At 46.2% G+C, this 22,821-nt stretch carries 20 protein-coding genes, 3 tRNA genes and 1 pseudogene; 9 read left to right on the forward strand and 15 right to left on the reverse strand.

Annotated elements, in window-relative coordinates:
* Positions 1–189: 189 nt before the first annotated feature.
* On the reverse strand, positions 190–2,469 hold the full coding sequence (locus Q4Q57_RS13480) for an acyl-CoA dehydrogenase (protein WP_311891116.1): 2,280 nt from the start codon (positions 2,467–2,469) through the stop codon (positions 190–192).
* 16 nt (positions 2,470–2,485) lie between these two features.
* Complete coding sequence (locus tag Q4Q57_RS13485) at positions 2,486–3,124, reverse strand: TetR/AcrR family transcriptional regulator (protein ID WP_006081559.1); 639 nt, start codon at positions 3,122–3,124, stop codon at positions 2,486–2,488.
* A 220-nt stretch (positions 3,125–3,344) separates the two neighbouring features.
* Between Q4Q57_RS13485 and Q4Q57_RS13490 the strand changes: the two genes are divergently transcribed.
* The gene (locus Q4Q57_RS13490; protein ID WP_311891117.1) at positions 3,345–5,210 is read left to right on the forward strand and encodes a M2 family metallopeptidase; all 1,866 of its coding nucleotides are present in this window, start codon (positions 3,345–3,347) and stop codon (positions 5,208–5,210) included.
* Positions 5,211–5,323: 113 nt separating this feature from the next.
* Here the strand turns inward: Q4Q57_RS13490 and smrA are convergent, their stop codons facing one another.
* Positions 5,324–5,914 carry a DNA endonuclease SmrA gene (gene smrA / locus Q4Q57_RS13495; protein WP_220592917.1) on the reverse strand — a complete coding sequence of 197 codons (591 nt, stop codon included), beginning with the start codon at positions 5,912–5,914 and terminating at the stop codon, positions 5,324–5,326.
* Between the two features lie 118 nt (positions 5,915–6,032).
* Here smrA and Q4Q57_RS13500 point away from each other — a divergent pair, with 118 nt between their 5' ends.
* Both Q4Q57_RS13500 and Q4Q57_RS13505 read left to right on the forward strand, forming a co-directional pair.
* Positions 6,033–6,608: a DUF4440 domain-containing protein gene (locus Q4Q57_RS13500; RefSeq protein WP_106650430.1), complete on the forward strand. Its 576-nt coding sequence runs from the start codon at positions 6,033–6,035 to the stop codon at positions 6,606–6,608.
* A gap of 129 nt (positions 6,609–6,737) precedes the next feature.
* On the forward strand, positions 6,738–7,262 hold the full coding sequence (locus tag Q4Q57_RS13505; protein ID WP_311891118.1) for a YchJ family protein: 525 nt from the start codon (positions 6,738–6,740) through the stop codon (positions 7,260–7,262).
* 18 nt (positions 7,263–7,280) lie between these two features.
* Here the strand turns inward: Q4Q57_RS13505 and Q4Q57_RS13510 are convergent, their stop codons facing one another.
* From Q4Q57_RS13510 to Q4Q57_RS13520, 3 genes are all read right to left on the reverse strand, one after another.
* Entirely contained in the window at positions 7,281–9,464 is a 2,184-nt protein-coding gene (locus Q4Q57_RS13510) for an EAL domain-containing protein (RefSeq protein WP_311891119.1), read from the reverse strand.
* Between the two features lie 237 nt (positions 9,465–9,701).
* Complete coding sequence (locus Q4Q57_RS13515) at positions 9,702–9,989, reverse strand: DUF406 family protein (RefSeq protein ID WP_006081553.1); 288 nt, start codon at positions 9,987–9,989, stop codon at positions 9,702–9,704.
* Positions 9,990–10,197: 208 nt separating this feature from the next.
* Positions 10,198–10,686 carry a VC2046/SO_2500 family protein gene (locus Q4Q57_RS13520; protein WP_006087195.1) on the reverse strand — a complete coding sequence of 163 codons (489 nt, stop codon included), beginning with the start codon at positions 10,684–10,686 and terminating at the stop codon, positions 10,198–10,200.
* Positions 10,687–10,811: 125 nt separating this feature from the next.
* On the opposite strand from Q4Q57_RS13520, the gene Q4Q57_RS13525 reads away from it, so the two are divergent.
* The 4 genes from Q4Q57_RS13525 (at position 10,812) to Q4Q57_RS13540 (ending at position 12,631) form a co-directional block, all read left to right on the forward strand.
* A tRNA-Tyr gene (locus Q4Q57_RS13525) sits at positions 10,812–10,896 on the forward strand.
* A gap of 71 nt (positions 10,897–10,967) precedes the next feature.
* Positions 10,968–11,052: transfer RNA gene (locus Q4Q57_RS13530), tRNA-Tyr, on the forward strand.
* Between the two features lie 84 nt (positions 11,053–11,136).
* Positions 11,137–11,221, forward strand: a tRNA-Tyr gene (locus Q4Q57_RS13535).
* A gap of 264 nt (positions 11,222–11,485) precedes the next feature.
* Positions 11,486–12,631: a PLP-dependent cysteine synthase family protein gene (locus Q4Q57_RS13540; RefSeq protein ID WP_006081551.1), complete on the forward strand. Its 1,146-nt coding sequence runs from the start codon at positions 11,486–11,488 to the stop codon at positions 12,629–12,631.
* 119 nt (positions 12,632–12,750) lie between these two features.
* Here the strand turns inward: Q4Q57_RS13540 and queE are convergent, their stop codons facing one another.
* The gene (queE, locus tag Q4Q57_RS13545; protein ID WP_115334664.1) at positions 12,751–13,419 is read right to left on the reverse strand and encodes a 7-carboxy-7-deazaguanine synthase QueE; all 669 of its coding nucleotides are present in this window, start codon (positions 13,417–13,419) and stop codon (positions 12,751–12,753) included.
* Positions 13,420–13,590: 171 nt separating this feature from the next.
* On the opposite strand from queE, the gene queC reads away from it, so the two are divergent.
* Positions 13,591–14,313, forward strand: a complete 723-nt coding sequence (gene queC, locus Q4Q57_RS13550) for a 7-cyano-7-deazaguanine synthase QueC (RefSeq protein WP_006087197.1) — start codon at positions 13,591–13,593, stop codon at positions 14,311–14,313.
* Positions 14,310–14,906 (forward strand): rhombosortase, encoded by a 597-nt coding sequence (rrtA, locus tag Q4Q57_RS13555; protein WP_006087198.1) that lies wholly within the window; start codon positions 14,310–14,312, stop codon positions 14,904–14,906. Before queC ends, rrtA begins: the two co-directional genes overlap by 4 nt.
* Positions 14,907–14,982: 76 nt before the next feature.
* Here the strand turns inward: rrtA and uvrB are convergent, their stop codons facing one another.
* The 8 genes and pseudogenes from uvrB to Q4Q57_RS13595 form a co-directional block, all read right to left on the reverse strand.
* On the reverse strand, positions 14,983–16,989 hold the full coding sequence (gene uvrB, locus Q4Q57_RS13560) for an excinuclease ABC subunit UvrB (protein WP_006087199.1): 2,007 nt from the start codon (positions 16,987–16,989) through the stop codon (positions 14,983–14,985).
* A 700-nt stretch (positions 16,990–17,689) separates the two neighbouring features.
* Complete coding sequence (locus tag Q4Q57_RS13565) at positions 17,690–18,451, reverse strand: DNA adenine methylase (RefSeq protein WP_311891120.1); 762 nt, start codon at positions 18,449–18,451, stop codon at positions 17,690–17,692.
* A 145-nt stretch (positions 18,452–18,596) separates the two neighbouring features.
* Entirely contained in the window at positions 18,597–18,818 is a 222-nt protein-coding gene (locus Q4Q57_RS13570) for a hypothetical protein (protein WP_259574557.1), read from the reverse strand.
* Positions 18,815–20,467: a hypothetical protein gene (locus Q4Q57_RS13575; RefSeq protein WP_311891121.1), complete on the reverse strand. Its 1,653-nt coding sequence runs from the start codon at positions 20,465–20,467 to the stop codon at positions 18,815–18,817. The genes Q4Q57_RS13570 and Q4Q57_RS13575 overlap by 4 nt, the downstream gene beginning before the upstream one ends.
* Positions 20,468–20,783: 316 nt before the next feature.
* Entirely contained in the window at positions 20,784–21,692 is a 909-nt protein-coding gene (locus tag Q4Q57_RS13580) for a hypothetical protein (RefSeq protein WP_311891122.1), read from the reverse strand.
* Complete coding sequence (locus tag Q4Q57_RS13585) at positions 21,689–22,021, reverse strand: hypothetical protein (protein ID WP_311891123.1); 333 nt, start codon at positions 22,019–22,021, stop codon at positions 21,689–21,691. Before Q4Q57_RS13585 ends, Q4Q57_RS13580 begins: the two co-directional genes overlap by 4 nt.
* 4 nt (positions 22,022–22,025) lie before the next feature.
* Positions 22,026–22,325 (reverse strand): hypothetical protein, encoded by a 300-nt coding sequence (locus Q4Q57_RS13590; protein ID WP_311891124.1) that lies wholly within the window; start codon positions 22,323–22,325, stop codon positions 22,026–22,028.
* Positions 22,318–22,821: pseudogene (locus tag Q4Q57_RS13595) on the reverse strand (hypothetical protein); the annotation flags it as partial. The pseudogene Q4Q57_RS13595 and the gene Q4Q57_RS13590, both read right to left, overlap by 8 nt.

Genomic DNA, 22,821 nt, shown 5'->3' on the forward strand with positions numbered 1-22,821 from the left:
AACCACCTCATGAAGGTGGTTTTTTTATATTGACTGTTTTCTGTAAGTGCAGATTTCTGTTAATGCTGATTTATCGGCTCTCATTGCTGAGGGGAATCTAAGCGGCCCAAGCGGAGTAATCATCAAACTTAACACCGCTTAGTCCAGACCGTACTAACATTAAAAACTAACATCAAACACTAGAAATCATTATAACGTTTCGAAATCATTCACATTAATTGCCGCTAAGCGCAGCTTATCAGCATGCTGCAATTTTTGCTCTTCATCGGCAGTGATTACGCCAGTCTCGAGGGCTTTTGCAAACAAGACGAGATTAGGCACTTTGGCTGGCAATTCACCGGCACGCTGCGCTTTCTTCAGTTTTTTATAAATATCTTTACAGGCATATTGCGCAACAAACGCTTGCTCAACTTCAGCAATACCGCCCTTATCTCCTTCAAATTCAGGACATAGGAAGGTAATACGGTCACGAGCAGGGCCAGGCTTCAACATGCCGCCGACTAAATCGGTCGCCATTTTATCGCTCGGTGCATTGAAGTGATTACCCAGCGGGAAGATTAAGCCGCGCAGTAACCATGCCACAGGACGGCTCGGGAAGTTACGAATCGTGTCTTCCAGTGCTTTTGCCGCTAAGTGCAAACGATTGGCCATGACGTAACGTACTGCTGGCAAATCGTCCTGCTGACGGCCATTGTCTTCAAATAACTTCAAGGTCGCTGAACCTAAATACAACTGGCTGAGCACATCACCCATACGTGCAGACAGCATTTCTTTGCGTTTTAAATCGCCGCCCATGATCAGCATAGATAAATCTGTCATTAAGGCTAATGCAGACGAAATACGCGACATATCTTTATAGTACTGCTTAGTTTCACCGCTCACTGGTGCACTGCCAAAACGGCTACCGCTTAACGCGCTAAACAAAGCACTGAAAGCATTACGCGTGGCATAACCCATGTGACCCATTAGTAACGCATCAAAACGCTCTAAGGCTTCATGTTGGTTTTCCATCGCTGCGGCTTCCATTTCGGCAAGCACGTAAGGATGGCAGCGCGTTGCACCTTGACCAAAAATCATCAATGAGCGGGTTAGAATATTCGCGCCTTCCACAGTGATCGAAATTGGATTCGACATATAAGGGTGGCCTAAATAGTTTTTAGGTCCTAATTGAATGCCCTTACCCGATTGAATATCCATGGCATCATTCATCACTGAACGGCCTAATTCAGTCATGTGGTACTTAGCTATCGCGGTCACGACCGAAGGTTTGACTTTAAGATCGATACCCGTGGTTGTTAAACGGCGTGCGGCTTCTAACTGATAAGTGTTAGCAATAATACGCGCCAGCGCTTCTTGCACCCCTTCAAACTGACCAATTGCCATTCCAAACTGGTGACGCACATAGCTGTAAGCCGTTGTCGTCTTAGTCGCCATGTGACCAGAAGCCGTTGCCAATGCTGGCAATGAAATACCGCGGCCCGCTGACAAACACTCAACCAGCATACGCCAGCCTTTACCTGCAAACTCAGGGCCACCGATAATCCAATCGAGCGGGATAAACACTTCTTTACCTTGAGTAGTACCGTTCATAAACGCCATACCCAGCGGATTATGACGACGACCAATCACCACACCAGGATGATCCGTTGGGATCAACGCACAGGTAATGCCTAAGTTTTTCTTATCGCCAAGCAGACCTTCAGGATCGCGCATTTGGAACGCTAACCCCAGAACTGTTGCTACAGGCGCCAGCGTGATATAACGTTTATCCCAAGTCAGTTTTAGCCCGAGCATCTCTTCGCCATTGAAGGTATCACGGCACACAATACCCACATCGGGGATAGCACCGGCATCACTGCCGGCTTCAGGACCGGTTAACGCAAAACAAGGAATTTCATCGCCTTTAGCTAAAGCGGGTAACCAGCGTTCTTTCTGCTCGCTCGTACCATAGTGGGTCAGCAGCTCACCCGGGCCTAAAGAGTTTGGCACCATGACAGTCACAGCAGCGCTTACGCTACGGCTGGCTAATTTGCTGACAATGGTAGAGTTAGCATAGGCAGAGAAAGCTTTACCACCGAATTTCTTCGGAATAATCAGGGCGAAGAAGCCTTCTTTCTTGAAGTATTCCCACAACTCTGGCGGTAAATCTTTACGGTTATGCACTATGTCGAAATCATCGATCATCGTCAGGGCTGTCATCACTTGATTATCGATAAAGTGTTTTTCTTCAGCGGTCAGCGTCGGTTTACCGTAGCTGTGCAAGGTATTCCAGTTAGGATTTCCGCGGAATAACTCCCCTTCCCACCAGACATCACCGGCTTCCATCGCTTCGCGCTCGGTATCTGAAAGTGGCGGCAAGACCTTCTTGAAAAAACTAAAAACTGGGCGGGTAATAAACTGCATCCGGATATTTTTCACCGCAAACAACACGACAATGGCTATCAGGGCAAGAATTATAATCGTCAACATTATCAAGACCTTTTAATTAAGAAGAAACGGGGACTGATACGCCAGCCGCCATGTATGGGATCACTTTACGGATCACGGCTTCGATATCGTTATGCTCACCAAACTCAGCAGCAGCGATATCGTTTAGGGCATCGGCGGACGCCATAGTGAATACGATAGTGCCTAAGGTAAAGTGTAAACGCCAAAACATTTCAGCGGGTGGAATATGTGGCGCACTGGCCGACACGGCTTTAACAAAAGCATCGAGATGCTGGCCGTAATGGGTAGTGATAAACCAACGTAAATGCCCTTGGCTTTCGATATAGCCGCGGCCTAAAAGCTGCAGGAAGATCGTGGTGCCTTCGGTACGTAGCGCGTTTAAATCCAATAAAGGATCGACCAGTGAAGACAAAATTTCTTCGAGTGTTGCTTGTGCTGGCGCGGCATTTAAGCGATTAATTTGGTTTGAAGCCGCAGGCATAAACACGTCTAAATAACGCGCTAATACTGCACGGATCAGCTCTTTTTTAGAACCAAAGTGATAATTGACCGATGCTAAATTCACCTCAGCCTTACTGGTGATGAGTCGCAACGAGGTCTCAGAAAAGCCCCGTTCGGCGAACAGTTTTTCTGCGGCATCAAGTATTCTAGTTTTTGTATCGGATCGACTTGCCATTCCGTGACCTTGAATTAATTTAAAACACTCGTTTAAATTAAACATTGGCACCACGGATGTCAAACTAAAATTGGACAAACTCACCGCTTTCTAGCCTGCATACCCACTGCATGTCGAACATCTACGAATTAAGTGTGACTAACAAGCCCATTAACCCTTGTGCAATAAGCCTTAGCTTTAGGTAAACTGTGTAACACAAAAACAACAAGGACAAGTAGACATGGTTATTTCATTGAATCGTCGCAGTAAAATCGCCCTCACAGTGGCCTTAACGCTGGGATTAACGGCCTGTAATGATGCACAAAGCAAAACCGACAAGCCTGCTAGCACTGAAGCGGCTGTCATCAATACCGCCCGAGATAAAGCACAAGCCATTGCTTTTATTAACGATGCTGAAGCCAAAATGGCTGAATTATCGATTGAATCTAATCGCGCCGAGTGGATTTACAGCAACTTTATTACCGATGATACCGCGGCTCTGTCTGCCGCAGTCGGTGAAAAGGTTAGCTCAGCGTCGGTAAAATTTGCAACAAAGGCGGCTAAGTACGCCAATGTGCAACTCGATCCCGTTAATGCCCGTAAGCTCAATATCCTACGCAGCGCGTTAGTGTTACCCGCCCCGCTCGACCCTGCGAAAAATGCCGAGCTTGCGCAAATTAGCTCAGAATTAAATGGCTTATACGGCAAAGGAAAATACTGTTTTGCCGACGGTAAGTGTATGACCCAGCCTGAGCTATCCAGCTTGATGGCCGAATCACGGGATCCCGCTACGTTGCTGGAAGCGTGGAAAGGCTGGCGTGAAATTGCCAAACCCATGCGTCCCTTGTTTCAACGTGAAGTGGAACTGGCCAATGAAGGCGCGAAGGATCTTGGTTATGCAAACCTGTCTGAGCTATGGCGTAGTCAATATGATATGAAACCCGATGATTTTTCACAGGAACTCGATCGTCTTTGGGGCCAAGTGAAACCCCTTTATGAATCATTGCACTGTTACGTGCGCGGTGAACTCAATAAAGAATACGGCGATAACATCGCACCGACCACAGGACCTATCCCTGCACATTTACTCGGCAATATGTGGGCCCAGCAATGGGGCAATGTGTATGATTTAGTCGCCCCAGACAATGCCGACCCGGGTTACGATGTCACTGAGCTACTGGCAAAAAATGGTTATGACGAGCATAAAATGGTGAAACAAGCCGAAGGCTTCTTCACGTCTCTAGGATTTGCACCATTGCCAGAAAGTTTTTGGGCACGTTCTCTATTTGTTCAGCCAAAGGATCGTGATGTGGTTTGCCACGCTTCGGCATGGGATCTCGATAATCTCGACGATATTCGCATAAAAATGTGTATCCAAAAGACCGCCGAAGATTTTAGCGTGATCCATCACGAACTTGGACATAACTTCTATCAACGCGCTTATAAGCAGCAACCATTCCTGTTTAAAAACAGCGCCAACGATGGTTTCCATGAAGCGATTGGTGACACGATTGCGCTGTCTATCACCCCAAGCTACTTAAAGCAGATTGGCTTATTAGATGAAGTGCCTGATGCCTCTAAGGACATAGGCCTCTTACTGAAGCAAGCTTTAGATAAAATTGCCTTCTTGCCCTTTGGTCTGATGATAGATCAGTGGCGCTGGAAAGTGTTTAGCGGCGAAATCACACCTGCCCAATATAACCAAGCATGGTGGGATCTCAGGGAAAAATACCAAGGCGTAAAAGCACCGACGAAGCGCAGCGAAGCTGACTTTGATCCAGGCGCTAAATACCATGTGCCAGGCAATGTGCCATACACCCGTTACTTCCTCGCGCATATTCTGCAATTTCAGTTCCATCAAGCGCTGTGTGAAACTGCGGGCGATAAAGGTCCGGTTCATAGATGCAGTATTTATGGCAATCAAGCTGCGGGAGAGAAACTCAATAAGATGCTCGAGTTAGGTTTAAGTAAGCCATGGCCTGAAGCATTGAAAGAAGTCACTGGCAAAGAAACCATGGATGCCAAAGCTGTGCTCGATTACTTCGCGCCACTTAAAATATGGTTAGATGAGCAAAATACCACTGCAAATCGCCAATGTGGTTGGTAATGACGCGTTAAGTCATCGCCAAATTGCATAAAGCAAAATGCCCAACGAGATTGGGCATTTTTATTCCTGCTTGTTATTCAATACTTTTTATCAAATACTGGGCCTGTTTTCGTCTAACGCCATCCCATGCCTTTACGATTGGCTTCACGGTTTTCAAGCTTTAGCTGTTCAGACTTAGTTAACATCACATACAGCGCCCCTGTGCCGCCCTGCTCAGTTTTCGCCGAATGATAGGCCAGCACCATATCCAGTTGTGATAACCAACAACACACAGCTGATTTGAGTAATCCAGCAAAGGGTTGACTCTGATAACCTTTACCGTGGATCAACATCACACACCGCTCACCGTGCGCCTGCGCTGCCAGTAAATAGTTGAGTACGGCCTCGCGAGCTTGATTAAGCCGATAGGCATGCACATCGAGCTCCATCTTGATACTGTATTGCCCCATGCGTAAGCGTTTGAAAACGCCGCCTTGTACCCCTTCACGTTTAAAGCTGACAATCTCATCCGGGGCTTGCTGTACAAACGCCTTTAAATCCAGCGGCATACACGCTAAATAAGCTTCCCTTTGTAAGGCATCGCGTCTATTGATCTGCTCCGTCGTTAACGCTTTGGGCGCAAAACTCACCACAGGCACCTCACCTTTAAGGGGTACAACTCCGGCCATTTCCTCAAAAAACAGTGCTGATTCATCATCCAGCATGGCAAGCTCCTTTACTTCACACTCTTGTACAGAAACACACTTTGTAAACATTCAAGGCTTTAGTTCAGCGGGCGGCTCCATTATAGTGACGCCATGATTGCCAGATTAGAATAAAGTAATGAAATTTTTGCCGCTAGTCCTGATGTGCCTATTGTCGCTGCCAAGCTTAGCCAATCCAGCTAAAACGCATACAAAATCCACAGATGATCAATTGATCAACGCTAATTATCCTTTATTTATTAGCGCTTTTAATCAATTATCCCCTGAAGTGACCCGTGAAATTTATGCCGATGATGCGAGCTACTTATCTGAGAGTCAAAGTAAAGAGATTTACTATGGACGAGATAATATCGTTGCGATTTACAAGAAATTTTTCGATAAAATCCGCGCTAAGAAAGCCACTATCGACGTGGATTTTCGCATTACCAAGCGTAAAATTATCGGCAATGGTGCCATAGATACTGGCTATTATTTAGTTCGATTTTATCCCGCACAAGAAACGGGTGAACCTGTGAGTGAATTTGCAGGCAAATTTGCCATTGGTACAGAAAAGGTCTCAGCGACTCAGTGGAAAGTAAGTTTAGACACCAATAATCGTGCAGAACCTAGCTATTATCTAAATGCGAAACCTGTGCCTAACTTGTATTATGGCCGCCAGTTCCCGCCTTTGCCTGTCGGTAAAAAATTACCCTAAGTTTTGTGCTAACGCTATTTAACGCATTCAGATACATGCTTAATGCATTAAAATAAAAGTATAATACGTTGGAATAAAAGCTTAATTTATTGAAATAAACCATCATTTAATCGATACCGCAAAGAAAACATGATTACAACTGAACAAAGCTGCCCCTGTGGCAGTAGCAAACGCTATCAAGATTGCTGCAATCCACTGCATATTCATGTCGATTCTGGGCAAGTCGTTGCGCACACGCCCGAGCAACTCATGCGCTCTCGTTACTGCGCATTTGTGTTGAAAAATTTTGATTATATTTTAAAGACACATCACCCCGAGTATCTAAACGGTCTCACCCTAGCGAGTCTTAATACTGGCCCTCACCCACATTGGTTAGGACTAGAAGTACTCAGCAGCAGTGAAACACCCGCCCACAGCACTCAAGCGAGTCAAGCCGAAGATGAATCAAGACATGGCACTGTGACATTTAAGGCTTGGTACACACTCGAAGGTGAAATTGATGCTATCTATGAACGTTCGGAATTCATCTATCAAACGGGCCGCTGGTATTACAGCCAAGGCCTGCAAATGACGGCGAAGTTACCCGGCAGAAATGATCCTTGCGTTTGCCATAGCGGTAAAAAATTCAAACAATGCTGCTTAAAATCCCTCTGATTTAACAAGTACACTAGTCTAGTGGGTCAAGACCGAAGGGCTTTTGGCCGACAAAATAAATTGTGCAAACTCAGGCTCCCGCAATGCAGGGCTATAGAGATAGCCCTGCGCCTGATGGCAAAAACTCTTCGCTAAAAAGGCTTCTTGTTCAAGGGTTTCAACCCCTTCTGCCGTCAAGGAGATATTCAAAGCACTCGCCATGGCGATAATGGCTGAGACTATTTCGCGGCTTTCGCGGCTCACAGTCAGATCTGAAATAAACGACCGATCAATCTTAAGTTTACTGATCGGGAACTGCTTCAAATAACGCATTGAGCTATAACCCGTGCCAAAATCGTCAATCGCAAGTCCTACGCCTAATTCCGCTAATTCTTGACATAACAAGGTCGCGTGGCGAATGTCGCCCATCAACTCAGTTTCAGTGATCTCTAAAATTAACGTCTTAGGTTTCAATCGATAACGAGTTAATAGCTGCCACACCTGCTCGAATAAATTGCCACTGAAAAACTGACGGGCCGACACATTCACGTGCATCGTCATGTCCGCATTATGGTGTTGCCATAGGTTCAACTGGCGACATGCAGCCTCTAACACCCAGCTACCAATGGAATTAATCATCCCCGACTGCTCAGCAATGTCGATAAAAGATGCGGGAAATAACACGCCTCTTTTAGGATGATGCCAACGGATTAAAGCTTCAGCGCCAATATAGGTATTCTGCTCTAAATCCCTCAGTGGCTGATAATAAAGCTCAAACTGACGGCCACGAATAGCACTGTGTAAATCGCGCTCTATCTGTGCATCTTCTTTAAATGCGCTCAACAAAGTACTGTTAAACACTTGGATTGCAGTGCCTTTTTTCTTTTTAGCATACTGAACAGCAATATCGGCACAGGTTAACGGCGCAAACAAACTCGCCACCGAGGCGATATCAACCACAGCTAAGGCAGGCTTAGGCTCGACTTGCTCGCGACCGATTAAGATAGGCATAGCCAGATGCTGATACAGACGCGTACTAAAATAGTCGAGATCGTATACCGCGTTATCATCGGTCAACAATACGGCAAATTCATCGCTGCCGACGCGGGCAATTTCGGTGGCTTTATTGATTTCGGAGAAATGTTTCAAACGGCGGGCAATTTCAATCAACAAGCTATCGCCATTCTCATGACCATAGGTATCGTTAAACCGCTTAAATCCTACTAAATCAACTAATAACAACAAACCTTTATTGGTACGTTCAAGCACTCGATTAAAGTGGGTGCGGTTATGTAGCCCCGTTAATCCACAGCGCCAAGCGAGGCGTTCAAGCTCTGACTTGTAGTTGTGCTCATCGGTATTTTCTTCACACGAGACCAAGGCATAATGATTGCCGCGATCAGTAATGAATTGACTCAAGACGTATGTCAGCCAATAGCGGCTGCCATCGGCACGACTAAACTGCACTTCGCCTTTGGCAATCTCGCCCCTAAATATCTGCGCTAGGGTTTGCTCGGCTAATTGGGCATGCTGCTTAAAAAAAGCCAATTCACGGATATTTGCGCCGATTATCTGCTCACGGGGCATGCCAGTGATTTCACTGTGTGCCTGATTCACATACTCGACTTTTTCAGTATGCAAATTAATGAGCATGCTGATCTGTCGCGATTGCTCCGTCGCGCAGCGAAATAGGCTCAAACTTTCTTCTTTGTCGTAGCTGTGTTTTGTCGCTAAGGTCAGGGCTAATTGATCGGCCATCTGGCACGATAGGTGGATTTCGCTGTCGTGCCAATGGGGAGTGAATTGCGCCCGCTCGATGCAGAGCACACCTTCGAGACGACCGTTGATGCGAATGGCGATGTCGAGACTCGAATTGATATTCCGCGGGATAAAATAGCACTCTGCCAATTCACTTAAACGGGGATCGGTCAGCGTATTGCCAGCATCGATATGGCGCAGGGTTTTAAGCTCGTGCACATAACGGGGACAAGCTTGTAATAGTTTAGGCCTATGAATGTCTTGCAACATCATAGAACCAAATTGTGCAACGAGTGTTTGGGTTTGTTGATCAGCTGAAAACGTCCACACTGACACCAAAGAAACCGTTAAATTCTGGCACAACAACTCTGTGGCTAACTCTGCTGTCTTGGTGAAATCGCCCTGCTGTTTTGCAGTTGACTGAACCAAAGACTCCAATAAATGCTGATGCTGACGTCGCTTCACGCTGATTCCCTACAAAACTTCGTGTTGGGCTAAAGGTCTTTGCTACGCGCAAACGTAGCTTGAAATGTGCAATTAAGCTGATTGAATTATTCTTATTTGGAGGCAGATTACACTATCTATTGTAAGTGCAGCAACATGTGGCACAATTTATTACAATTCAGTTAACAACTGCAGCATTTTTAGACAGTTAAAACGATTAAGTTCGAATTCTATCCGCTAAAAGTGCTGCACAAAAACTTATAAACCGTTTTCCAATTGGAAAATCATTTTCTCGGCGCTCACACCAAAGGTCAGCAGTAAATCGATACCCGCCGCCGTGGTCACAAACTCAGTTTGTACTTCAGCAAATCGAGCTTGGGCACGGCTCGCCATACTTTCTGCATCTGTTTGCGCGCTATCGCCAACAAAATTTAACGTCAATAAGGTATCGTGTTCATCAATGACGGCGCCGATATCGACAAAACTGCCACAATCGGTGCAAGTGTCATTCACTGCCGGATTCTGTGCTTCTATTATGCCTTTCATCTGTATTCCTTATTTATAAAGCGACTGATTAACGGCATCACTAAACTATGCTCGCTAATTTATTTGCGCGGTAAGTGGCTAACTCGATAGGTTAATCAGAATTATAGGTAATTAAGCCTCAAGATAACTGGCTTTAGCTCACGCTTATTTACTGAAATGGCGCAGATTGACTCGATTGGCATTGAAGACCACTTACGGGAAGACTGCCCTAGGCTGAAGCGAGCAGAGGCACGAGATTACGTTGGATTGCCAATTGATCGGCAAAATGCATGATTTCAACCTTAGGCGCGCTGAGTTGGCCCCTCTGCCTGAGCTGGGTGACATGATCACAGTTACTCAGGGCCTCGGCCATTGCAACGCTCTCACCGCCTCGGATCACTAACGCTTCCGGTCGCAGTGCCTGCTGTAATTGAAATGCCCGCGGACCTTGAGCCATAAAAATACTGCTGTTATCGACTACAGGTTCGGCACAAGATAAATCCGCCATTAAGCTTTGCTGCGGTGGTAATTCGAACTGACGCTGTAATTTTTGCGCCATATCAAGCTCGTTTTGCCATTGAAATTGCGCCATGTCCCGTGCGTCAACCGACAGTAACGACAGCAACAGGGCGAATTCGCCCCGTCTGTCGTTTTCTATCGCCGCGTTTAAGCGGGTGCCAATTTGGGCTTCGTTGACTAAAGGAACATCAATTTGCATAAAAAAACATCGTCAAAACAATTCGTTGTTAGTTAATCGACCATTTGATGCATAACTTTAGGAAAATTTTTAAATTGGGTATTTACATGCAAAAGGTTTCTGACTACTATGGCGGCCGCAATTGAGGAGGGGTTCCCGAGTGGCCAAAGGGATCAGACTGTAAATCTGACGGCTCAGCCTTCGAAGGTTCGAATCCTTCTCCCTCCACCATTTGCACTGTAAGTTTGTGAGTGTTGTTCGAAAATGATGTAGAGTTTTACAAAAGCGTTAAAGGTATTCGTGGAGGGGTTCCCGAGTGGCCAAAGGGATCAGACTGTAAATCTGACGGCTCAGCCTTCGAAGGTTCGAATCCTTCTCCCTCCACCATCTTTATCTCTAACGCAGATAATCATTTTCAAGTACCAAACATGGCCAATGTTTGGTTGAGTTTTAAAAGTAAAGAAAGTTTGTGGAGGGGTTCCCGAGTGGCCAAAGGGATCAGACTGTAAATCTGACGGCTCAGCCTTCGAAGGTTCGAATCCTTCTCCCTCCACCATTTCTTTCATTGTATATACCGCTCTTGTTCAACTTCCGTTTTGTCTATTCCAGTTTTATCTGCCATAGCTTCATCTATTCATTTTGTTCTAATTACATTCTTTGTATTAAACTGCACTTCTGTTTGAAGCCATCTTTTTAGTTCGCAATATTTGTCTTTAACATCAATCACGCCTCGCGCGACTTCAAGCTAATGCCCCCAAGCGAGTAACGCCAAGCAGATCCAATAAAACCGCTTTGCCCGTCCCTGTGATATGCTCTAAAAATGATCCCTTTCGAAGTGACTATGATGATATCTAACACAATTCAACCGCCAGTGGACTCACACAGCGCTCACAGACTCTGCCCAACGTGGGAAGCCCATGCGATAGGCAAGATTGAAGCGGATTTTCAGCGCAGCGCCGATACCCATTTGATTAAGCTTGAATTACCTATGCTCGATGGCATAGATATTTATCTTAAAGATGAAAGTACCCACCCGACAGGCAGCTTAAAGCATCGCCTCGCCCGCTCACTCTTCCTCTATGCCCTGTGTAACGGCTGGATTAAGCAAGGTACGCCCATTATCGAATCCTCATCGGGCAGCACAGCGATTTCTGAAGCCTATTTTGCCCGCTTACTCGGTTTACCTTTTATTGCCGTGATGCCTAAAAGCACGGCTAAAAAGAAGATTGAACAGATCACTTTCTATGGCGGCCAATGTCATTTTGTCGACCATTCCAGTGAGATTTACGCCGAATCGGCGCGCCTAGCCGCAGAGCTGGGCGGCCATTACATGGATCAATTCACCTACGCCGAGCGCGCAACAGACTGGCGCGGTAATAACAATATTGCCAATTCGATTTTCAATCAGATGGAGCGCGAGCCACATACTATCCCGCGTTGGATAGTGATGAGTCCGGGCACAGGCGGCACATCGGCGACCATAGGCCGCTACATCCGCTATCAAAGGTTGGCGACCCAGCTTTGCGTAGTTGATCCGCAAAACTCGGTATTTTTTGATTTTTATCAGAGCGGCGATGCCAGCTTAACCTGTTGCAATGGCAGTAAAATTGAAGGCATAGGTCGACCAAGAGTCGAGCCATCGTTTATTCCTGGCGTTGTGGATTCTATGCTGCAAATCCCCGACGCGGCTTCCGTAGCGACGATTCATTGGTTAGAGCAACTGATTGGCCGTAAAACCGGCGCATCGACAGGCACTAACCTTTACGGCGCATTGCAACTTGCCGTACAAATGCAAGCGCGTGGAGAACAAGGCTCAATCGTCACCTTAATTTGCGACTCGGGTGAACGTTACCTCGATACCTATTACGATGCTGATTGGATTGCAGCTAACGTCGGTGATATTGCCCCCTATCAGCGCCAACTTGCGGCATTCAATCATTTTGGTCAGCTAAGCGAGCTTGATTAATCGACTCGATGAAATCCTTTGAGTTGACGGCTTTAAAGTCCACCGCTAAACGTCAGTCATAAAAAACGCCCCACAATTGTGAGGCGTTTTTTTATCGTTTATAGATTAACTGAAGGGCATTAATCAATATTCAAATACTTATGGGTTTGGATCGATAAACGCCAATTACGGGCAATACACACCTTCATCGCCAGTTCAGTCGCTCTGGGCTTTTGGCTAATCGGCTGTAGGCAAATCGTTTTAGCGGAAATATCGATGTCTTGCAGTAACTCATCCAGTTCAGCAATGTGATTTTCAGTGGCGATGGGATGCTTGATCTCATTGGCACGGTTCAGCGCCTGCGTTAATACCTTATAGCCACCTTTCATGTTCACCTTGGGCGATACCGTTACCCAAGTATCATCGGCACAATTGATGTCGAAGGTGCCACTGGTTTCGATTTGGGTAGCAAAGCCTTGGTTGTGCAAGGTTTCAGTTAATTCGCGTAAATCGTACATACAAGGCTCGCCGCCGGTGATCACGATATGGCGCGCAGTGAAACCTTTGGCATGAAAAGCAGCAATAAGACTTTGCGCCGTATGTTCTGCCCAGCGCCCAATAGTGCCGTCTACGGTAATGACTTGCTCTGGCGTCACTTTATTCACTTCAAGCACATCCCATGTCTGTTTCGTATCGCACCAAGCGCATCCCACGGGACAACCTTGCAGGCGGACAAATATGGCGGGCACTCCGGTAAAGACACCTTCACCTTGAATGGTTTCAAATACTTCGTTGACTGGGTAGTTCATGCTGGCGTTCCACTTTTCTGGGGCGGCATTTATAGTGGATTTTAGCTTGAGCTGCAAGTTTTTGCGCCGAGAAAGCCTATTTGATGCAGATCGCCAGAGTTTGCAAGGACTATGGCCTGAGTTACACTAACGGCCTATTTATAAGTGTTCTACGGTTAAGTGAAATCCTTTATGTCAACGAGCTTAGTGTCAAAACCCTTAGCGTCCAAAGCAGTGGTAGTATTCAGTGGCGGACAAGATTCGACAACCTGTCTTATCCAAGCCCTAACCCAGTACGATGAAGTTCACGGGATCACCTTTGACTACGGTCAACGTCACCGCGAAGAAATTGAAGTCGCCAAATCCTTAGCAAAACGCTTGAAGATCACCAGCCATAAAGTCATGGATGTCACCTTACTCAATGAGTTAGCGATATCGGCACTGACCCGTGATGCGATACCGGTTTCACATGAGCTAATGGAAAATGGGCTGCCGAATACTTTTGTGCCTGGACGTAATATTCTGTTTTTAACGCTTGCGGGCATTTATGCCTATCAATTAGGCGCTGAAGCGATTATCACCGGCGTATGTGAAACCGACTTTTCGGGTTACCCAGATTGCCGCAACGATTTTGTTAAAGCGATGGAGTCAGCCTTAGTTCAAGGCATGGATAAACAACTTAAGATCATCACGCCCTTAATGTGGCTCAATAAGGCTCAAACCTGGGCGCTGGCGGATAAATATCAGCAACTCGATCTGGTTCGCCACCACACCCTCACTTGCTATAACGGCGTGATTGGTGATGGTTGTGGCGATTGCCCGGCTTGTCATCTGCGTAAACGTGGTTTGGACGACTATCTGCAGGATAAAACCACAGTCATGGCTTCACTCGACGCTAGCGAGCCAAATGCATGACACGCAGTCCCTATTGGGTCGCGCTGATAGTGAGTCTGATGTGTGCGGGTTTGTATGTCGCAGGCTTAGCCAGTCCTGCTGTCGACAACCTGCTCGCCTATCGCCGCAGTGCTATTGCTGATGGTGAATGGTGGCGCTTAATCAGCGGTAATTTACTTCACACGAATCAGTGGCACCTGTTGATGAATCTTGCGGGTCTGTGGGTTGTGCTGTTTTTGCATCATTTCCACTACCATCTCAAAGGCTTAAGCGCGCTATTCCTCGTATTATGTTTACTAGAAGGCATAGGCTTATATTTGGGCTACCCGCAATTGCTCGGTTATGTCGGCTTAAGCGGTATGTTGCACGGCTTATTCGCCTTCGGCGCGGTGCAGGATATTGTCCGCAAGCTGCGCTCAGGCTATCTGCTGTTACTTGGCGTTATCATCAAGGTTGGCCACGAACAGCTTTATGGCGCCAGCAATGATGTCACCGCCATGATAGGCGCGCGCGTGGCAACTGAGGCGCATTTGGTTGGCTTAATCTGTGGGCTGATTTGTGCTTTAGCGGTATTCATCACGTTGAAGTTTAGTCCCGTAAAAGTCTCTGCGTAATTCTCTGACAGACATAAAAAAGCCGTCGCAGCATAATTGCTGGACGGCTTTTTTAATCTTTAGCGTTAAGGTAAATCTAGGCCTTGATCAACAAGTCCCGCAAATGCTTGACTTCATCACGCATCGCCGCTGCTTGTTCGAACTCTAAGTTACGCGCATGTTCGTGCATCTTCTTCTCAAGCTGATCGATTTGATGGCTCAACTCAGTCGCATCGGCTTTATGGTAATGGGACTTAGGTTCAGCCACTTTGCCATACACAGCTTTACTGTCGCGGCCGTCATCGACATCCATCACATCGGTGATCCGTTTAACCACGCCCTTAGGGGTGATACCGTGCTTTAAGTTGTGCGCGCGCTGGCGTTCACGTCGGCGGTCAGTTTCACCAATGGCCTTCGCCATCGAATTGGTAATGCGATCAGCATAGAGAATGACTTTGCCATTAACGTTACGCGCGGCGCGGCCAATGGTTTGGATAAGCGAGCGTTCTGAGCGCAGGAAGCCCTCTTTATCCGCATCTAAAATACACACCAGTGACACTTCTGGCATGTCTAAGCCTTCACGCAATAGGTTGATCCCAACCAACACATCAAACTTGCCTAAACGCAGATCGCGGATGATCTCCACCCGTTCGACTGTGTCTATGTCCGAGTGCAAATAACGCACTTTTACACCATGTTCGTCGAGGTATTCGGTCAAATCCTCCGACATACGCTTGGTCAGCGTCGTCACTAACACCCGCTCGTTAACAGCGACGCGCTTGGCGATCTCGGACAATAAATCGTCCACTTGAGTCCCGACAGGACGCACTTCTAATTCAGGATCGAGTAAACCCGTTGGCCGTACGACCTGCTCGGCAATCTCACCTTCGCTTTTTTCCAGCTCGTAGACACTCGGTGTCGCCGACACATAAATGGTTTGCGGCATCAATTGCTCAAACTCTTCAAACTTGAGCGGTCGGTTATCTAAGGCTGATGGTAAGCGGAAACCGTATTCCACCAGTGTGGTTTTACGAGAACGGTCACCTTTGTACATGGCGCCGATTTGCGGCACAGTCACATGGGATTCGTCGATAATTAATAGACCGTCAGCGGGCAAATAGTCGAGTAAGGTTGGCGGCCCTTCCCCCGGTGCGCGACCAGATAAATAGCGCGAGTAGTTTTCGATGCCAGAGCAGTAACCTAACTCCACCATCATTTCCACATCGTATTGCACTCGCTCATGGATACGCTGGGCTTCAATTAACTTGTTGTTATCGAGTAGAAATTGCTTACGCTCACGCAGCTCTTCTTTAATGAACTCAGTGGCGGCAATGATTTTTTCCCGCGGCGTCACATAGTGAGTCTTAGGGTAAACCGTTGTACGGGCGATGCGCTTAATGATATGGCCGGTTAACGGATCAAACTCGCTTAAACGCTCAATCTCATCGTCGAACAATTCAACGCGAATAGCATTACGCTCAGAATCGGCAGGGAAAACATCAATCACTTCACCACGCACGCGATAGGTGCCGCGCTGTAGCTCGATATCATTGCGTTTATACTGCAATTCACTAAGACGAATTAAGATATCACGCTGCCCCATCACATCGCCTTGGCGTAGGTGCAGCAACATTTTTAAATAGGAGTCGGGATCGCCCAAACCATAAATGGCCGACACAGAAGCGATGAGCACCACATCTTTACGCTCTAGTAGCGCCTTCGTCGCCGACAGGCGCATTTGCTCTATATGGGCATTAACCGACGCATCTTTCTCGATAAAGGTATTCGATGCAGGCACATAGGCTTCTGGCTGATAGTAATCGTAGTAAGAGACAAAATACTCAACCGCATTATGGGGAAAGAACTCTTTCATCTCGCCATAAAGCTGCGCCGCCAAGGTTTTATTGGGCGCCATAATAATCGTGGGGCGACCTAACTTTTGGATTACATTAGCAATCGTGAAGGTTTTACCTGAGCCGGTCACCCCGAGTAAGGTTTGGCAAGCTAAACCCGCTTCGAGTCCATCGACTAATTTGGCTATCGCTGTAGGTTGGTCGCCTGCGGGGGCGAATTGCGATTCAAGCTGAAAAACAGATTCTGACACGCGCACATATCCTTTTAATGAGTCGCCCCATTCTAATCAAGTCACCGACTAAGCTCCACCGTTATCCTTCCTGTCGTCAATTCAATACGCAGTAACACCGCCAGATGACAATTTAGTGGAAGCAACATGAAACTTTTAGACCAAGCCCTTTTCGACGATTTTTGCTCACAAAACACCCGCAAACTAAGCAAAAATGCCAATTTAATACACAAGAAATCAATTTCGTTCGATTACAAAATTGCAACCTTGTTTTCACCCTAAATAAAAACCACTTGCTTTTAATACTCAATTGATAATATTGAAGTTTATTTTTGCCACCCAAAATAGTGCATTTTAAGTCCGACGCCCATACGCCAAGGCTTTGACGGCCATTTATTTGGACAACTCACAGGGTTATCCACAGATTTTGTTGATAAGTCGAAATAACCGAGAAACCACGCGGGATTGGAGGCTGTCATGCCCCGAATAACAGCCAGTCAACATTTGGTAATTTAATTACATTTGATAAATGTTGCTACTTGTTGTAGCGCGCCACGAAATTTGATAAACCAATTCACCTAGATTGAAAATTAGTGATTGATTTATTACTAAGTGCTTCACTTAGTTTGATAAATATGGGTTCATTTAATTTGATAAACTTCTCAAAAAGCCCCCTAAAACGGGAGCTATTGAGTCTTTTCTACCTAGTTAATACATTGGCTTACCAGTTCCAAATAAGCAGTTCTTGCTGCTCTGAAGAGCGTTGTGAGCCTCCAACTGTGTACCGTATGTCTAGTGTTTTCATTTGCAACCCAGCGAATGCGTCGCGCATTTCTGGTATGTCATTAACACTGATAACCATTTTACCTTTTATTAACTTAGCAAGTTTAGCCATTAATTCATATTGCTCTAATCCAAACTCTACACCATAACCTGCGGTATTCCAGTATGGAGGGTCTAAATAAAACAAAGTTTCTGGCTTATCGTATCGTCTTACGCACTCAGCCCAGTCCAATCGCTCGATATAGGTTCTCGCCAAGCGCAGGTGAGCAATGCTGAGATCCTCTTCAATTCTTAACAAGTTCAAGCCAGCGGGTCGAGACGCTGAACACCCAAAGTTCTGACCAGAAACTTTACCGCCGAAGGCCAGTTTTTGCAGATAGTAGAAGCGACTCGCTCGCTGAATATCAGTCAGTGTTTCAGGGTTAGTATTCTTCTGCCATAGGAACTCTTCACGGCTAATTAAAGCCCATTTAAAGTGCCTTACAAACTCTTCTAAATGGTGTTTAATCACTCGATAAAGATTGACGAGATCGCCATTCATATCGTTGACCACTTCCACCCTCGCCTCGTCCTTGCTAAAGAACATTGCAGCGCCGCCGCAGAAGGGTTCAACATAAGTATGGTGCTCAGGGAATATCGGTAAAATCTGCTTAACTAATCTACGCTTACCGCCCATCCAAGGGATAATAGGTTTTGGCATGTGAGCCTCCTTTTTTAGGATTTTTTATGCTAGGCTCGGTTCGCCGTGTCGACGCGGTGAGGGAGCCTTGGTTGGCTCACAGGGTGTAATCCTGTGTGTTGACGGTCTAGCAGTGTTGGTAGCATTGCTAGACCGCTCTCTTTTATTAAATCTCTAATTCAACATAAGTCAGGTCGGCTGCTTGGCCTTGGATCTGACCATCAACGATATACACTTTTCCACTGGCAACTGAATCCCCCAAAACAGTCTGATAACTGCCATCGGCGTGCTGTACTGTCGTGGTGCCATTTGTCACGCTAATCACAGTGGCAACACTGCGCTGGGGCTTAGGGTTTAAGTTCGCTAAGCGTTGATAGATGTTGCTCATACTGCCACCTCATTACGCAATAGCGTCACGGTCTGATTCACAGTAACCATCCCCGTTGACTCATTAACGCTGCCGCTTATGCTGAAGCTTTCACACACAGACTTAAACACCTCGGCACCTTTACGAACCCCAATTAACATGCCTGGTCGCATGGGGGGCAAATCCGCCATGACCTTAGCGCGAATGCTGTTTTGCACTTTATTACCTGCGTTGGCTAACTCGGCCGTTGCACGCATTCTCGCGGCTTGATTATCAGTGATTAACTTATCCACTATATCAGCAGCAAAGTTGTCACCAGCGGTCCCGAAACGTTTCACTTTCGCTGCCACGCCTTGCTGTTCACCACGCACAAACACCGCATTAGCATCGGGACGAATGTCGATACGCTCGTTAAATTCGAGGATCACTCCATCGTGCAAAATCACATCGGGGATCGCGCTTGCGGTATTCCAAGGCACTACGGGCCACTGAGGGATCACGGTTATAGTCTGAGTTTCATCGTTCACATCGAGCATGGCTCCAATGCTATTTGCCATCATGTTAATCGCTTCGGCGGGTGTTTTAGCGGCATAGCTAAAAGCATTTGCGGGCACGGGGTAATCGGTAATTTGGCTGGCGACAGTCCAACCAGTATTGGCCACGATATCGGCCATTAAGCCAATAAAGCTTCGGGCTACCACGTTCACATAGTTGATGGCCTTTCTGTTCGGGCTGGCGAGTGTTGCTAAGCGACCTCGACCTGTCGCGCTATAACTGGTTTTGCCGAAGGCTTTAGATTCGCTGGGAGACTCACAAAGCAGGTAAAAGTCATAGCCGTTAATGCTTATTTTCAGTAATTCATTTGCGGCTCGCTCGGCATCAATACGGGATGAAAACGCTAAGCTTCCGCTACTGGCCCATTGCGAACGGGACTGGGAAATGGATACTGATTTGAGCACCACAGCAACGCCGTCACTCACACGAACACAACTGATTTGAGGCTGCATGAGGTAACTCCTTCTGATTTGCGGTTCGATGGGGATCTTAAAATCAATGGTAGGCAACGGTGGGTTGGCATCAATGAGGCCGCCGCCATCGTCCCAGTAGCAAACGTTCGGTGAGGCCGTAAATCTAAGCTGTGTTGGGCTGGTTGAGTTAATCCAAGGCTCGCTAAAGCGCAGCGTGACCTTACCCACTGGCGGTACGTATTTACTGGAACATACCCAACGCGCCGCATGGGGAGCCCATGCCACAACCTTGTTATCACCTTGGCTTTGAATGTCGGTATAACTAAGCGCTATCTCAGTCGCTAGTTGCTCGCCGATATGCAGTTTAACGGTAATTTGCTGGCTCTTGGCGGCGGCTTGTGACCACTGCATTTCCAGCATTGTCTGCTGCAGTTCTGGCACTATCCAATTGCTTATGGCTTGCTGACAAGGGGCCTCTGGTACCAACCAATTCATATCGAGTTGAAAAGGTACCAACGTATTCCATTGCCAATCAACAGCAAATATTTCGCCAGCTAATGGCGGCGTATTCCATACCATTACAATTTGCTGTTTTAAGCTAAAAAAGCTATCCCATGCAAACACTGTATTGGCAGCATGTGATTGACTGCGCTGGCTCAGTGTAAGTTGCTGCTCGATAATTTGACTTGTATTGAAAACCACCCCGCAAACCATTCCAATGGTTCCTACACGTATAGGATCTGGCTGCTCTGGGACCTGTTCATCGCCAAACCGTAAAGTTATCGGTGATGTAGCATTGAGCCAAGGTGTATTAAATCTTAACTGTATCGGTCTAGTTATGCGTACAGTTGTTGAAACTTCAACTTTACTCTGTACAGATAAACTAAATCCCTGCAAATAATCTTCAGAAACATTGATAGTTAAATTAGACGTAACTGCAATGACTCGATCTGCAGAAAAGTGAAAATCTACAGCTTCACCGTTTGGCGGGAAATAAGCCCCTTGAGGAAACTTGAAATCAATCAATTGGGATCACCCTGTCAAACACTAAGGCATTAAGTGCGGAACTATCCTCAGCCAAACAAACCACATAATGTTCATCTGGGAATGCAGTTTCAATGAGGTAGTCACCCGAACTATCAGAAGTGGTTGAACCAACGAGCAAACCATTACTGCGGAGATATGCTCTAATATCGGTGATGATACCTGTACCATTCTCACCAATCACTTGACCAGATATTTTCTTTAGTGACACAGACCTGAATTGGTACGTGTTGGATGGTGTTAGCTGTTTGCCAAAATTGCCATTTCCGACTAATGCTTGACCAGATGCAGAGGTCGAGTCCATGATAAAAAACTGAATATAACTGCCTGCATCAGTACCCGCAGTGCAAACCAGTTCAATATTACCTCTCGAAAATTTGATCGCGAGGTCGGTCTTATTTAAATTACTGTTACCGTATTGCGACCAACTGATAAATAGAATTGCAGCATCTGCCGTTTTAACCCACTTGGCATTGTACGATTTACTATCAACATTGGGGCTCTTACAGTTAATAACAAATGAAGGGTTGATCGTGGCGCGTGATGTATAGGCACGAGGTACACTGACTTGACTGGGTGCAACGGCTGTTATAGCACGACCAGACGATGAGACAGAGCCCGGTGGTTCGTCAACATAAATACCGATTGATCCCTCAGTTGATTGCATTATTTTGGATGATAGCCCATCTATTGCTGTTGGAAACCCTATATCTATTTCCGTTGCAGCATCATCAGCCTGAACCAAGCCGGGTAAAGTGGCAGTATCACTGAGGCCAAGCTCATTAGCCCATGCGCTGTATGCGAGCAACGCATTAGCGTGTAATGGTGTGATTTCAACAATGTCATTGAAAATTTGCTTGCCAGTTTTAGGGTCGATAATCATAGTGACACCCTAGTATCTGCACTCAATAACGTAAACGTACCTGTTGCACTGTATACCAAATCATCAATTTGCTGAGACAAGTGGAACGTTGTACCTTCCCAATAGCTAATATATTTGACAGTAGAACCAGCAGTAACGGTGAATTGCACGTTATTCACTAATGAAATAACACCATTGCTTGGGGCAGAGAAAACGCAATCTTGGCGTGGCGAACTCAATTCATTATCAACACCATTAGCACCTGGCTCACCACTGTGAATAGAAATTTTATCGATGGCGATAGCACCAAGAAGGATGTTTTTTGTAGCAACGCTTATTACCGTATTCATGCCGTTAATATCCAATTTCAATATCATTACTATTGACAAGTGGCAGACGTACACCATCTGCAACCACTGCATTGAATGTTTCATTATCATCAATCATTAGCACGATCACGCCATTGATAGCATAGCTTTTGCGAACCAAGTGCCTAACTATTACACCCGGCTTGATATCACCTTGCCAGATCAATTTCATAGTCAATCGGTCTAAAATGGCATATCGCTCAGCAGCAATATCAGCATCCAGTTCAAACAACCCGACAAGATAATTCGAGCGCTCAATGATTGGTTTAGCAATAAAATCACTCATACCAATCACCTGTTGAAATCCACAAATTACCTGCACCAACATGATTAATAGGCATATGATAGAATGCCACACCATTTACAGTTCGAATCAGTGGTAATAGTGAATCACAATACCCAGTGAATGAGGATTGAAGCATCCCGGGCAGATAACCTCTAAATGCAGGGTGGAGATTACTGTTACACATGTTTTGACCAGTAGAGTCCAAAAATGTAGAAGAGTTGGATGAAGGGTTGATAGAACTGGCCTGAATTTTGGCGGGTGTAAATAGCATTGCCAAACCATCGCTAGGTAATGCTGTAATTCTGGTGGTCTGGAACGTATCAGATGAAAGAGATATCACCATCTGTTTTGGATTATCAGTACCGTCAGTTTGGTGCATTTTAGCAACGTTTGTGCCGTTACTTATATACCCAATCCCGTAAGACCAATCTGGCGTGGTTGAATCGAGCGCATCCACATTAGACGGATACGAATATGTGATGAAACGGTTGAAGTC

Origin of the sequence: Shewanella sp. SP2S2-6 (assembly GCF_031931965.1) — a bacterium.
Taxonomy (GTDB): domain Bacteria; phylum Pseudomonadota; class Gammaproteobacteria; order Enterobacterales; family Shewanellaceae; genus Shewanella; species Shewanella baltica.